Origin of the sequence: Pseudomonas sp. PSE14 (genome assembly GCF_029203285.1) — a bacterium.
Classification (GTDB): Bacteria; Pseudomonadota; Gammaproteobacteria; order Pseudomonadales; family Pseudomonadaceae; genus Pseudomonas.
On record NZ_CP115669.1, the window covers coordinates 1070425 to 1083253 of the forward strand.

The 12829-nt window shown below is 66.5% G+C and carries 11 protein-coding genes; 6 read left to right on the forward strand and 5 right to left on the reverse strand.

Annotated elements, in window-relative coordinates:
* Positions 1 to 71 precede the first annotated feature (71 nt).
* Both O6P39_RS04995 and O6P39_RS05000 read left to right on the forward strand, forming a co-directional pair.
* Complete coding sequence (locus O6P39_RS04995; RefSeq protein WP_275610308.1) at positions 72 to 2369, forward strand: TonB-dependent siderophore receptor; 2298 nt, start codon at positions 72 to 74, stop codon at positions 2367 to 2369.
* Between the two features lie 160 nt (positions 2370 to 2529).
* Positions 2530 to 5073: a sulfite reductase flavoprotein subunit alpha gene (locus tag O6P39_RS05000; RefSeq protein WP_275611890.1), complete on the forward strand. Its 2544-nt coding sequence runs from the start codon at positions 2530 to 2532 to the stop codon at positions 5071 to 5073.
* A gap of 239 nt (positions 5074 to 5312) precedes the next feature.
* Here the strand turns inward: O6P39_RS05000 and lpxO are convergent, their stop codons facing one another.
* Positions 5313 to 6212, reverse strand: coding sequence for a lipid A hydroxylase LpxO (gene lpxO / locus O6P39_RS05005; protein WP_275611891.1), 900 nt, complete (start codon positions 6210 to 6212; stop codon positions 5313 to 5315).
* A gap of 131 nt (positions 6213 to 6343) precedes the next feature.
* Here lpxO and O6P39_RS05010 point away from each other — a divergent pair, with 131 nt between their 5' ends.
* Genes O6P39_RS05010 through O6P39_RS05020 form a run of 3 tightly spaced genes read left to right on the forward strand, consistent with a single transcriptional unit; the run spans position 6344 to position 8687 of the window.
* Positions 6344 to 7099, forward strand: a complete 756-nt coding sequence (locus tag O6P39_RS05010; protein ID WP_275610309.1) for a 5-oxoprolinase subunit PxpA — start codon at positions 6344 to 6346, stop codon at positions 7097 to 7099.
* On the forward strand, positions 7096 to 7773 hold the full coding sequence (gene pxpB / locus O6P39_RS05015; RefSeq protein ID WP_275610310.1) for a 5-oxoprolinase subunit PxpB: 678 nt from the start codon (positions 7096 to 7098) through the stop codon (positions 7771 to 7773). Before O6P39_RS05010 ends, pxpB begins: the two co-directional genes overlap by 4 nt.
* Positions 7770 to 8687: a biotin-dependent carboxyltransferase family protein gene (locus tag O6P39_RS05020; protein WP_275610311.1), complete on the forward strand. Its 918-nt coding sequence runs from the start codon at positions 7770 to 7772 to the stop codon at positions 8685 to 8687. The genes pxpB and O6P39_RS05020 overlap by 4 nt, the downstream gene beginning before the upstream one ends.
* Here O6P39_RS05020 and O6P39_RS05025 read toward each other — a convergent pair.
* The gene (locus O6P39_RS05025; RefSeq protein WP_275611892.1) at positions 8680 to 9153 is read right to left on the reverse strand and encodes an Lrp/AsnC family transcriptional regulator; all 474 of its coding nucleotides are present in this window, start codon (positions 9151 to 9153) and stop codon (positions 8680 to 8682) included. The genes O6P39_RS05020 and O6P39_RS05025 overlap by 8 nt on opposite strands.
* 144 nt (positions 9154 to 9297) lie before the next feature.
* On the opposite strand from O6P39_RS05025, the gene O6P39_RS05030 reads away from it, so the two are divergent.
* A complete protein-coding gene (locus O6P39_RS05030) occupies positions 9298 to 9924 on the forward strand; it encodes a LysE family translocator (RefSeq protein ID WP_275610312.1) in 627 nt (208 codons plus the stop codon).
* A gap of 140 nt (positions 9925 to 10064) precedes the next feature.
* Here O6P39_RS05030 and O6P39_RS05035 read toward each other — a convergent pair whose 3' ends face one another.
* The 3 genes from O6P39_RS05035 to O6P39_RS05045 form a co-directional block, all read right to left on the reverse strand.
* Positions 10065 to 10709, reverse strand: coding sequence for a hypothetical protein (locus O6P39_RS05035; protein WP_275610313.1), 645 nt, complete (start codon positions 10707 to 10709; stop codon positions 10065 to 10067).
* A 163-nt stretch (positions 10710 to 10872) separates the two neighbouring features.
* Positions 10873 to 11844 (reverse strand): peptide ABC transporter ATP-binding protein, encoded by a 972-nt coding sequence (locus tag O6P39_RS05040; protein WP_275610314.1) that lies wholly within the window; start codon positions 11842 to 11844, stop codon positions 10873 to 10875.
* Positions 11841 to 12818 (reverse strand): oligopeptide/dipeptide ABC transporter ATP-binding protein, encoded by a 978-nt coding sequence (locus O6P39_RS05045; protein ID WP_275610315.1) that lies wholly within the window; start codon positions 12816 to 12818, stop codon positions 11841 to 11843. Before O6P39_RS05045 ends, O6P39_RS05040 begins: the two co-directional genes overlap by 4 nt.
* Positions 12819 to 12829: the final 11 nt, after the last annotated feature.

Genomic DNA, 12829 nt, shown 5'->3' on the forward strand with positions numbered 1-12829 from the left:
TAGTAATTGATATGAATTCTTAATTGCACTAGATTGCGCGGCCTTCATGAGCCCCTGGGGAGGGATTTGCAATGTCGCGCCAATCGTCCGATCTCGTCGGCAACACGCCGCGCCTCTTGGCATCCGCCGTCGGTGTCGCCATCACCGCCATGTCCGGCAGCCACCTGGCCCATGCCGCCGAATCCTCGGAGAAGAAGCCGAGCCAGGACGTATTGTCCCTGGACGCCGATACTGTCGTCGGCACCCAGCAGGACCCGACCACCTACAACGTCGAGAAGTCCGCGTCGAAGAAATACACCGCCCCGCTGCTGGATACACCGCGCTCGGTGACCGTGGTGCCGCAGCAGGTGATCAAGGACACCGGCGCGCTGACCCTGCAGGACGCCCTGCGTACCGTGCCGGGCATCACCTTCGGCGCCGGCGAGGGCGGCAACCCCACCGGCGACCGACCGTTCATCCGTGGCTTCGACGCGCAGAGCGACACCTATGTCGACGGCGTACGCGACACCGGCGCGCAATCCCGTGAAGTGTTCAACCTGGAACAGATCGAAGTCAGCAAGGGCCCGAACTCGGCCTTCGGCGGCCGTGGCGCGGCCGGTGGCAGCCTGAACCTGATCAGCAAGCAGGCCAAGGCCGGCAACTTCACCGACGGCAGCTTCACTTACGGCTCCGACCAGACCCGCCGCTACACCCTGGACACCAACCAGGAGTTCCTCGACGGCAACGCCGCCTTCCGCCTGAACCTGATGACCCACGACCAGAACGTCGCCGGCCGCCAGGCGGTGGACGCCAGCCGCTGGGGTATTGCGCCTTCGCTGACCTTCGGTCTCAACGGACCGACCCGCGTCACCGTCAGCCACTACCACCTGGAGAGCGACGACACGCCTGACTCGGGCATCCCGTACGCCAAGAGCGCCGACCGCAGCAAGCACAACCCCGACAAGCCGGTGAACGTCGACCGTGACAACTTCTATGGCCTGGAGGACCGCGACTTCTCCAAGAGCCGCGTGGACACCAGCACCATCACCTTCGAGCACGACTTCAACGACAACCTGAGCCTGCGCAACACCACCCGGTACGGCACCAGCCACCAGGACTACATCATGACGCAGCCCGACGACAGCCAGGGCAACGTCAACAATGGCACCGTGTGGCGGCGCAACAACAACCGCATCAGCACCACCACCACGGCGACCAACCAGACCGACCTGTTCGGCGAGTTCTACCTGGCCGGGTTCAAGAACAGCTTCACCACCGGTCTTGAGTTCAGCCGCGAAGACAGCAAGCGCGATGGCTACACGGTCGACACCAACACCGGCCTGAACACCAACAAGTGCCGTCCGTCGATCGTCGGCGCGCCCAGCGGCTACAACTGCACCAGCCTGGAAAACCCCAACCCGCACGATCCGTGGAACGGCAGCATCACCCGCAACTACAAGCCGCTGAACACAGTCGGCACCACCAAGGCGATCTACGGCTTCGACACCATCGACCTGAACGAGCAGTGGCAGATCAACGCCGGCGTGCGCTTCGACAGCTTCGAAACCACCGCGAAGAACCACGGCGCATCGCCCGCCACCAAGTTCGAAGACAGCTCCAACTTCTGGAACTGGCAGGCCGGCGTGGTCTACAAGCCGGCGCCCAACGGCAGCATCTACGCGTCCTACGCCACCTCGGCGACGCCGCCGGGCGCCATGCTGGACAACGGCAACACTTCCAACGCGGTGGACGCCTTCTCGGTGAAGAACAACCTGGAACCGGAAGAAACCACCAACTACGAGATCGGTACCAAGTGGAGCTTCCTGGATGAGCGCCTGGAGTTGACCGGCGCGATCTTCCGCACCGACAAGGACAATGCGCGCATCCTGGTGGCGTCGCAGACCTACGACAATGCCGGCCAGTCCCGCGTCGATGGCCTGGAGCTGACCGCCAGCGGCAAGCTGACCGACAAGTGGAAGGTCTTCGCCGGCTACAGCTACCTCGACAGCGAACTGGTGAAAGCCGGCAAGACCGGCCGTAACGGCAACATCACCGCCAACGTGCCGTCCAACGATGGCAACGAAATGCCCAACACGCCGAAGAACAGTTTCAGCCTGTGGACCACCTACGACGTCCTGCCCAACGCCACCATTGGCGGCGGCACCTTCTACGTCGACAAGGTGTATGGCGACGTGGCCAACACCATGTACGTCCCGGACTACTGGCGCTACGACGCGATGGCCGCCTACAAGCTGAGCAAGAACGTCGACTTCCAACTCAATGTGCAGAACGTCTTCGACAAGAAGTACTTCGACAAGGCCTATGCCTCGCACTACGCGACCCAGGCGGCCGGCCGCACCGTGCTGTTGTCCACCAACTTCCACTTCTAAGGTTCGCCTGCTGGCGAGCCACCCCGGCCGACGCTCCTTGGCCGGGGTTTTTGTGTGAGTAAGCCCTGGGTAAAGGTTGAAAAAGACGGCTGTATTTGCGAGCCGTTCTCAATAAAATCCCGCTCCATGTAAAAGTGCGGCACGACGTGAGGCCACGGTGTTGAAGAAAGTCTGGTTCCAGTTGCATTGGCTGTTCGGTATCAGCGCAGGTTTAGTCTTGGCGCTGATGGGCCTGACCGGGGCGATGCTGTCGTTCCAGGATGAAATCCTGCGCGCCGTGAACCCTGCCAGCCTCACCGTGGAAAAGCGTGCCGAGGGCACGCTGCCGATGGACGAACTGATCCGCCGGGTGGAAAGCGCCGAGCCGGGCAAGAAGGTCGCCTTCGTCTGGGTGAACATCGACGGCGACCAGGCCGGCCGCCTCTTCTACACGCCCAAGCCCGGCCAGCGCCGCGGCGAGTCGCGCTACGTCGACCCGTACACTGCGGGCTTCCTGCCGGCGCCCAAGGGCGAAGGCTTCTTCAACTTCGTCATGCAGCTGCACCGCTTCCTCGCCGCGGGCGAGGCGGGCAAGCAGGTCACCGCCGCCTGCACGCTGATCCTGCTCTACCTGTGCCTGTCCGGCCTGTACCTGCGCTGGCCGCGCAAGGCCTTGAACTGGCGCGCCTGGCTGACCCTGGACTGGGCCAAGAAGGGCCGCGCGTTCAACTGGGACCTGCACGCCGTGGCCGGTACCTGGTGCCTGGCGTTCTACCTCCTGGCGACGCTGACCGGCCTGTACTGGTCCTACGACTGGTACCGCGACGGCCTGTTCAAGCTGCTCGACGACTCGCCGGCCGGCCAAGCCAAGGGCGGCCAGCGCGGCGGCAAGCGCGGACCGGCGCCGGAGGGCCCGCCGCCGGTGGTCGATGCCAGCGCCGTCTGGGCCACCATCCAGCAGGCCGGCGGTCCCGCGATGGTTACCTACAACTTGCGCCTGCCGCCAGTGCAAGGCCGGCCCGCCACCGTCTTCTATCTTTTGGACGACGCAGCCCACGAGCGCGCCTTCAACGAGATGACCATCGACCCGGCCAGCGGCAAGCTGCTGGCCCACAAGCGCTACAACGACAGTTCCTTTGGCAAGCAACTGCTGACCAGCGTCTACGCCCTGCACGTGGGCAGCTATTTCGGCCTGCCAGGACGAATCCTGATGATGCTGGCGAGCCTGTCGATGCCGCTGTTCTTCATCACCGGCTGGCTGCTCTACCTCGACCGCCGCCGCAAGAAGCGCGCGGCCCAGGCGGCGCGTGGGGAACTGAACCATGACACCCGCGCCGATGCCTGGCTGGTGGGCTATGCCAGCCAGAGCGGCTTCGCCGAGCAACTGGCCTGGCAGAGCGCTGGTCAATTGCAGGCCGCCGGTCTGCCGGTGCGAGTCGAACCGCTGGCGAAGCTGGACCGTGCGCAGCTGGAGCAGACCCGCAACGCCCTGTTCGTGGTCAGCACCTTCGGCGACGGCGAGGCCCCGGACAGCGCCCGCGGCTTCGAGCGCCACCTGCTGGGCCAGCGCCTCGGGCTGGCCGACCTGCGCTTCGCCGTGCTCGCCCTGGGCGATCGCCAGTACGACCACTTCTGCGGCTTCGCCCGCCGCCTGCAGGGCTGGCTGCAAGGGCAGGGCGCGCACACGCTGTTCGATGGCGTCGAAGTGGACAACGGCGATGCCGCCGCACTGCACCACTGGCAGCAGCGCCTCGCTGAGCTTTCCGGCGCCGCGCCGCAGGCGGCGTTCAGTGCGCCGGCCTTCGAGGTCTGGACGCTGGCTGGACGTGAGCACCTCAACCCGGGCAGCCAGGGCGAGTCCACCTGGCTGCTGCGCCTGGCCGCGCCGAGCGATTCGCAGATCGACTGGAATGCCGGCGACCTGGTGGAAATCGTCCCGCGCCAGCCACAGTTCCTGGTCAACGCCTGGCTGGGATGCCTGGGTCTGGACGGCGAGTCGCGCATCCAGGCCGATGGCCTGGCCGCCTCGCTGAGGGACGCCCTGGCCGGCTGCCTGCTGCCGGCCAATCTCGAACACCTGGTCGGCCTGCACGGCCAGGCGGTGTACGACGCGCTGATCAAGCTGTCGGTGCGCCAGTACTCCATCGCCTCACTGCGCAGCGATGGCGCGCTGGAACTGATCGTGCGCCAGGAACAGCACGCCGATGGTTCGCTGGGCATCTGCTCCGGCTGGCTGACCGAGTACCTGCCGGAGGGTGGCAGCCTGCTACTGCGCTTGCGCCGCAACCGCAGCTTCCACCTCAGTGAGGACGACCGTCCGCTGATCCTGATCGGCAACGGCACCGGTATCGCCGGCCTGCGCAGCCTGCTGCGCGCCAGTATCGCCGAAGGCCGCCGACGCAACTGGCTGCTGTTTGGTGAGCGCAATATCGCCCATGACTTCTACTGCCGCGAAGAGCTGGAAGGGGCATTGGCGCGGGGCGAACTGCAACGCCTGGACGTCGCCTTCTCTCGCGATCAGGCCGAGAAGGTCTACGTGCAGGATCGCCTGCGTGCCAACGGCGACGTGCTGACCCAGTGGCTGGACGAGGGCGCGGTGATCCACGTCTGCGGCAGCCTGCAGGGCATGGCCGAAGGAGTCGACCGTGCGCTGCGCGAGATGCTCGGTGATGCCGAGGTCGAGGCGCTGCTGGAGAGCGGGCGTTATCGGCGCGATGTGTACTGAAAAAGGCTAGGTTCCCTCGTAGGAAGTACAACCGTTCGCGGTTGTACGCCGTTTCACCTAGGCTTGCCGCTGGCGCCAGGGCCAGTTCGGAGCGCCTTGAGATCAAGGTCAAACGGCGTATAACGTCGAACGTTATACGCCCTACGGGTAGGAGCGGATTCCGTCCGCGATGCTTTTCGACCTGCGCCCAAACAAAAAGGCCCCCGCAACTGCGGAGGCCTTGATGGCAGGGGCCGTGCTCAAACCCAGATGATCACCGCCAGCAGCGCTGCCAGGAAGCCCCACTTCTCCAGGTAATACAGCTTGCGGTTGCGCTTCTTCAGCGCCTTGCCGTGCAGGCGGATCTTGTACAGCGAGGCGAAGGCACGGTTGATGCCGCCGGTCTTGTCGCTCGCGTCGTTCGGCGAGGCCGCGGCGGCCATCACGCTGCGGCTGAACCAGCGATTGAACACCGTAGCCCAGCGGGATTTCAGCGGACGTTCGATGTCGCAGAACAGGATCACCCGGTCATGCTCCGTGGTGTTCTCGGCGTAATGGATGTAGGTCTCGTCGAACACCACCGCCTCGCCGTCGCGCCAGTGGTAGCGCTCGCCGTCCACTTCGATGAAGCAGCCGGGATCGTTTGGCGTCATCAGCCCCAGGTGGTAGCGCAGCGAACCGGCATAGGGGTCGCGGTGGCGCACCAGGCGCGAGCCCGGCGGCAGCTCGGCGAACATTGCCGCCTTGACCGAGGGAATCCGCCGCAACAGCTCGGTGGTCTTCGGGCACAGCGCGTCGGCGGAGGGATGGCTGTCGTCGTACCACTTCAGGTAGAAACGCTTCCAGCCGGTCTTGAAGAAGGAATTGAAACCCACGTCGTTGAGCTGCTCGGAGCGCTTGATGCTGCCGGCGTCGCGCAGGTGCAGGGCTTCGCTGCGGATGGTTTCCCAGTTCTCCGTCAGCAGGCGCATTTCGGGGAATTCGTCGGTCGCCAGGTACGGGCGGCTCGGCACCCGGGAGAACAGGTACATGATGCAGTTGATCGGCGCGAGGAAGCTGGAGTGGTCGGTCAACTGGCGCGAGAATTTGTGGCGCACCCGCCCACGCAGGTGGACATAAAGGATGCTCAGGCCGAACGCGGCCAGAAGGGCGGCTTTGATCATGCGAAAGACGATTTCCACTGGTCTAGACAGGGAATGGTACTCCTCCGAATCGTGACTGAGTATTCTCCGAAGGCCAAAGGCCAGCGTCTGCTTTAACCTGTAGGAACTTTCGAAAGATGGTGACCCCGATGACCGAACGCACCTCGCGGATTCTGCTCAACTGCGACATGGGCGAAAGCTTCGGTGCCTGGCGCATGGGGGACGACGCCCATGCCATGCCGCTGATCGACCAGGCGAACCTCGCCTGCGGCTACCACGCAGGCGATCCGCTGACCATGCAGCGCACCGTGCGCCTGGCGGTGGAGCACGGAGTGAGCATCGGCGCCCATCCCGCCTACCCGGACCTCGCCGGGTTCGGCCGCCGCCACCTGAGCTGCTCGCCCGAGGAAGTGCAGGCGCTGGTGCTCTACCAGGTGGGCGCGCTGGACGCCTTCTGCCGCGCCGCCGGCACCCGCGTCGACTATGTGAAGCCCCACGGCGCGCTGTACAACGACCTGGTGCGCGACGATGCGCTGCTTTCGGCCGTGCTCGATGCCTGCGCCGCCTACCGCAAGGGCCTGCCGTTGATGGTCCTGGCGCTGGCCGACAACGGCCGCGAGCTGCAACTGGCCGACGCCGCCGACGTGCCGCTGATGTTTGAAGCCTTCGCCGACCGCGCCTACCTGCCCGACGGCCAGCTCGCCCCGCGCCGCCTGCCCAATGCCGTGCACCACGAACCGCAGCGGATTCTCGACCAGGCCCTGGCCATCGCCCGTGGCGAGCCCTTCCCGGACATCGACGGCAAGCCGTTGCGGCTGCGCGCCGATAGCCTCTGCGTGCATGGCGACAACCCCGAATCCCTGGCGGTGCTGCGGCGCCTGCGTGGCCTGCTGGACCAGGCATGATTCGCGTCGAGCCCTTTGGCGCCCAGGCGCTGCTGATCACCCTGGCCGAACAGCCCGACGACGCCCTGCCGCTGCGCATCGCACGCCTTGCCAAGCGTCTTCGTTCCGAATTGGGGCTGGTGCTGACCGACTGCGTGCCGGGTTGGACCACCCTCCTGTTGCACTACGACCTGCTGCGCATCGACCTGCCACAACTACAGCGCCGCGTGCGGGCTGCGCTGTCGGACTGGCCGGGCGACGCCATCGTGGAATCGGTGGGGCGCCTGCATGAGATCGCCGTGTGGTACGCCGGCGACGACCTCGACGACGTTGCGCGCCTGTGCGGACTCAAGCCCGCGCAGGTGATCGAGCTGCACGCCAGCCGCGATTACCGCGTCGGCGCCATCGGTTTTGCACCCGGTTTCGCCTACCTGGGCGAGCTGGACGAACGCCTCGCCCTGCCGCGCCGCGCCACCCCGCGCACCCGGGTGCCGGCCGGCAGCCTGGCCATCGCCGAGCGGCAAACGGCGGTTTATCCACAAGCCTCCCCCGGCGGCTGGCACCTGCTGGGGCGTACCGCGCAGCGCCTGTTCGACCCGCGCCGGGAGCCACCTTGCCCATTGGCAGTGGGCGACCGCGTGCGTTTCGTACCCATCGACGAAGCGGCCTATCGCGCCGCCGGCGGTGAACCATGAGCCTGAAGGTGCTCGCCTGCGGCCCGCTGTGCCTGCTGCAGGACGGCGGACGCCACGGTTGGCAGGGATTGGGCGTATCGCCTGGCGGCCCTGTGGATAAACACGCGGCGGCCTGGGCCAATCGCCTGCTGGGTAACGCCCCAGACGCAGCGCTGCTGGAGATCGCCCTGGGCGGCGCGGAGCTGGAGGCGCAGGTGGATACCTGGCTGGCACTGTCGGGGGCAGAGCTGCCATTGAGCCTCGATGGCGAACCGTTGCCGGCCTGGTCGCGCTTTCGGGTACGGGCGGGTCAGCGCCTGAAGCTGGGCTTCGCCCGTGCTGGACAGCGCGCCTACCTCGCCGTCGCGGGCGGCTTCCGCGCGGAGCCGGTGCTGGGCAGTGTCTCGACCCAAACCCGCGAGCGGCTGGGCGGCCTTGCCGGTAACGGCCAACCCTTGGCGGTGGGCGATGTGCTGGCGTGCGTCGCGGATGACGAGCGTTTCACGCGTGGCGCCAGCGTGCCCTGGCCGTACCAGCCGGATTACCGCGAAGCGCCCATACTGCGCGTGCTGCCCGGCCCGGATACCTTCACCGACGAACAACGCAAGACCTTCTTCGACCAGCCCTGGCGGATCAGCCCGCAATCCGACCGCATGGGCGTGCGCCTGCGCGGCGAGGCACTGGGCGCGCCGCGCCGGCAGTGGTCATTGGGCGTGGTGGAAGGGGCCATCCAGGTACCGCCCGACGGCCAGCCGATCATCCTGCTGGCCGATCGGCAGACCATGGGCGGCTATCCCATGCTTGGCGTTCTGCACCCGCTGGATATCGGTCGCCTGGCGCAATGTCCGGCGCACAGCGAAGTGCGCTTCACCCCGGCGACGGTGGAGCAGGCCCAGGCGGACCTGCGCGCGTTCCTGCGCTTCTTCGCTACCTAGGCAGGTGCCGCAACGGCAGCGGCGCGGATTCCTTCACGGTCTGGATCGCGAAGTTGCTGCGGATGTCGCTGACACCCGGCAGCTTGAGCAGGGTGCCGGTGAGAAATTGTTCGTAGGCGCGCAGGTCCGGTAGCACCACTTGCAGGAGGAAGTCCGACTCGCCGCTGACCAGGTGCACCGAAATCACTTCCGGCAGGTCTATCACTGCCTGGCGGAACGCGGCGGCGCTGGTGTCGCTGTGGCGCTCGACCTTCACCCCGACGAACACCGTCAGGCCCAGCCCGACTTCGTCGCGGCCCAGTTCGGCGTGGTAGCCACGGATCATCCCGGCTTCTTCCAGCAGGCGCACCCGGCGCAGGCAGGGGGAGGGCGAGAGGCCGATTTCCTCGGCCAGTTGCACATTGGTCAGGCGGCCATCGCGCTGCAGGGCGGCGAGGATGCGGTGGTCGTAGGCATCCAGCTTGATGTTTGGCATAAGTGAAGAGTTTTGTGTGTATGGATTGGCAGGGTATGCCAATCAGTCTGCCAATCATGGTCGAATACGCAAGCACCTGCCTTGGCCTTCGGGCATAGAATCCTTATCCGCGATCACCTTTGCGGAGTTGCTTCTATGGATATCGGTGTGTTCCTGCTGGCCCTGGCGATGGTCTATCTGCTGCCGGGGCCCGACATGATTCTCCTGTTGCACACCGGCGCCCGCGAAGGTTGCCGGGCCGCGCTGGCGACCGCCGTCGGGCTGGCGTTGGCACGCGGCTGCCACGTGGCGCTGGCGGCGACCGGCCTGGCGCTGCTGTTCCGCACGGCGCCCTGGACCTTCGATGCGGTGCGTATCGTCGGCGGTGTGTACCTGGCGTGGATCGGCCTGCAGTTGCTGCGTGCGCCGGTGGGCCTCACTGTGGAAAGCGCCGAATGCGCGAAGACCCCGACGAGCTATCGGCGGGCCTTCCGCCGTGGGGTGCTGACCAATCTGCTGAACCCCAAGGCACTGCTGTTCTGCTCCGTGCTGCTGCCGCAGTTCATCCAGCCGCAGAACGGCCCGCTGGCCGTGCAGTTCGCGCTGCTGGGCGGCGTGTTGGTGATGGTCGGGTTGGGTTTCGACAGCTTCTACGCGCTCAGCGGCGAGCGTATGGGGCGCTGGTTGGCGCGGCATCGGCTGATGCAGCGGGTGCAGCAGTGGGGCTTTGGCGGGGTGTTGCTGGGCTTTGGTGTGCGGCTGGCGCTGATCCGTGATCTGTAGGGCGTATAACGCTCCGCGTTATACGCCGATTGGCCTTGGTCGCGCTTCGCTCGGGGGGAGCCGGGGCGTTGGCCAAGCTCGACCACCGTGTCGGCGATGGCATCGGCGTATCGGCGTACAACCGCGAACGGTTGTACGCCCTACAGGTCTTCCGGCTGGATTTTCCACAGGCGGGCTACCGTGGGCTTCTGCGGATTGCGCGCGACGACCAGCAACCCGAGGTCGCCGCCGCGCAGTTCCTTCAGGAGTTGCTCGCCCGTGCGTTGTTTCATGCTTTCGGCCAGATGGCCCAGGGCGATGGCCGCCGCCGCCGGATGGGTGGCGACGGGCACGTAGCCGCCGTCATCCATGTCCAGCACGACGTGCTTCTCGCCGGGCTCCGGGGTGGGGATGTACAGGCTGGTCTTGAGCAATTGGGCCATGGCCGCGTCGCGCTGTGCGGCGGAGAGTTGCCCCGGCGGCAAGGCGCGCTCCAGCGGGTAGAACTCGTCCTTTGGCGCCGCTGGCGGTTTCGCCTCGGGAGGCTCTGCGGGTGCCTTCGCGGGGGCGGGTTTGGGCGGCGGTGGCGGCGCCGGCGCGGCGAAGTCCAGCTCCTCCTGGTCGAGACTCTCCCAGTCGATCTGGTCGAGGTCGAGGTCTTCCTTGATCTTCTTTTTCGGCGTCGCCTTCTTCCGCGAGCCCACGGCTGCGCGCAGGTCGAGTCGCCGCTGGCGTTTCCACCGGTGGATCTGGACGTTGGCGATGATCGCGGTAACGAGGATGAGCAGGAGGAAGAACAACAGCATGACTGGCGTGGCCCTGTGGATAACGGCCACTGCAGTGCAGGACAGTGGCGGGACGCCACCCTAGCGGGACAGGCCGGATCAGGCGGTAGGCCTGTTCCTGATGCGCGGTAGGACGCAGCTGAAGCCGAAAGGGTGGGCCGGCCTAAGACCGGCCCACCGCCTTTCAGTTCAGGAATTGCTCCGCGTGGTGGCACGCCACCTGGCGCTCATCCAGCACCCGCAGCTCCGGCACCTCGCTCTTGCAGCGTTCCGTCGCATACGGGCAGCGTTTGTGGAAGGCGCAGCCGCTGGGCGGGTTGAGCGGGTTGGGGAGTTCGCCCTGGATCTTGATCTTCGGCTTGTCCGGATCGGGGTGGATGGCCGGGGTCGCCGACAGCAGGGCCTGGGTGTAAGGGTGCAGCGGGCGTTCGTAGAGCTTGTCCGCCGGGCCCATTTCCGCGGGGCGGCCGAGGTACATCACCAGCACGTCGTCGGCCACGTGGCGGACCACGGCGAGGTTGTGGGAGATGAACACGTAGGCGGTACCGAACTCCTGCTGCAGGTCCATGAACAGGTTGAGCACCTGGGCCTGGATCGACACGTCCAGCGCCGAGGTCGGTTCGTCCGCCACCAGCACCTTGGGCCGCAGCATCATGGCGCGGGCCAGGGCGATGCGCTGGCGCTGGCCGCCGGAGAACATGTGCGGGTAGCGCTGGTAGTGCTCGGGGCGCAGGCCGACCTGCTTCATCATCGCCTGCACGCGCTCGCGGCGTTCGGTGCGTGACAGGTTGGTGTTGATCAGCAGTGGCTCGGCCAGCTGGTCGCCGATCTTCTGCCGTGGGTTGAGCGAGGCGTAGGGGTTCTGGAAAACCATCTGCACGTCGCGGCGCAGTTGCTTGCGCGTCTCGTGGTTGGCGCCTTTCACCTCGTGGCCGGCGATCTGCAGGGAGCCGGAAGTGGGCTCCTCGATCAGGGTCAGGGCGCGCGCCAGGGTGGACTTGCCGCAGCCGGATTCGCCGACCACGGCGAGGGTCTTGCCGGCCTGCAGGTCGAAGGACACGCCATTGAGCGCGCGGACCAGGGCGTGCGGCTTGAATACACCCTGGGAGATTTCGTAGTGACGGGTGAGGTCGCGGGCGGTCAGGACGGCGTTCATCGGGCCACCTCGGTGTTCAGGTTGAGCGGGTAGAAGCAGCGCACGGCGCCGCGTGCATGGGGTTCCAAGGCCGGACGCACGGCACGGCAGTTGTCCTGCGCGTAGGGGCAGCGCGGTGACAGCAGGCAGCCCTGCGGGCGGTCGTACTTGCCGGGGACGATGCCGGGCAGGGTGGCCAGGCGTTCCTCGCCGGCGCTGTGCTCAGGAATGGCCTTGAGCAGCGCTTCCGTATAGGGATGGGTCGGCGCGTCGAACAGCGCCGGCACCTGGCCGATCTCCACCGCTTGCCCTGCGTACATCACGCAGACGCGCTGGGCGGTCTCGGCGACCACGGCGAGGTCATGGGTGATCAGGATCAGCGCCATGCCCTGGTCGCGCTGCAGGTTGAGCAGCAGTTCCATGATCTGCGCCTGGATGGTCACGTCCAGCGCGGTGGTGGGTTCGTCGGCGATCAGCAGCTTGGGCTCGCCGGCAATCGCCATGGCGATTGCCACGCGCTGGCTCATGCCGCCGGAGAGCTGGTGCGGGTAGGCGTCCAGGCGCTGGGCGGCGCCGGGGATTTCCACCCGTTCGAGCAGTTCCAGGGCGCGTTGGCGCAAGGCCTTGCCGCGCAGGCCGAGGTGCAGCTTGAGCACTTCCTCGATCTGGTAGCCGACGGTGAAGCTGGGGTTGAGCGCGGTCATCGGGTCCTGGAAGACCATGGCGATGTCCTTGCCGACGATGCGCCGACGCTCGCGGCCCTTCAGGCGCAGCATGTCGGTACCGTCGAACTGCATGGCGTCGGCGGTGATGATGCCGGGGGCGTCGATCAGGCCCATCAGAGCCATCATGGTCACGGATTTGCCGGAACCGGATTCGCCGACGATGGCCAGGACTTCGCCCTTGTCCACCGAGAGGTCGAGGCCGTCCACCACCGGGACGGCATTGCGGTCGCCAAAGCGTACCGAGAGATTGCGCAGGTCGAGGAGGCTCATACGGCGGTCTC

Bases quoted from the DNA above. Each gene is read 5' to 3' on its own strand.
- O6P39_RS05030 (WP_275610312.1), top strand. From the start codon at position 9,298: ATGGATATCGGTGTGTTCCTGCTGGCCCTGGCGATGGTCTATCTGCTG.
- O6P39_RS05020 (WP_275610311.1), top strand. From the start codon at position 7,770: ATGAGCCTGAAGGTGCTCGCCTGCGGCCCGCTGTGCCTGCTGCAGGAC.
- O6P39_RS05010 (WP_275610309.1), top strand. From the start codon at position 6,344: ATGACCGAACGCACCTCGCGGATTCTGCTCAACTGCGACATGGGCGAA.
- O6P39_RS05040 (WP_275610314.1), bottom strand. From the start codon at position 11,844: ATGAACGCCGTCCTGACCGCCCGCGACCTCACCCGTCACTACGAAATC.
- O6P39_RS05045 (WP_275610315.1), bottom strand. From the start codon at position 12,818: ATGAGCCTCCTCGACCTGCGCAATCTCTCGGTACGCTTTGGCGACCGC.
- pxpB (WP_275610310.1), top strand. From the start codon at position 7,096: ATGATTCGCGTCGAGCCCTTTGGCGCCCAGGCGCTGCTGATCACCCTG.
- O6P39_RS04995 (WP_275610308.1), top strand. From the start codon at position 72: ATGTCGCGCCAATCGTCCGATCTCGTCGGCAACACGCCGCGCCTCTTG.
- O6P39_RS05035 (WP_275610313.1), bottom strand. From the start codon at position 10,709: ATGCTGTTGTTCTTCCTCCTGCTCATCCTCGTTACCGCGATCATCGCC.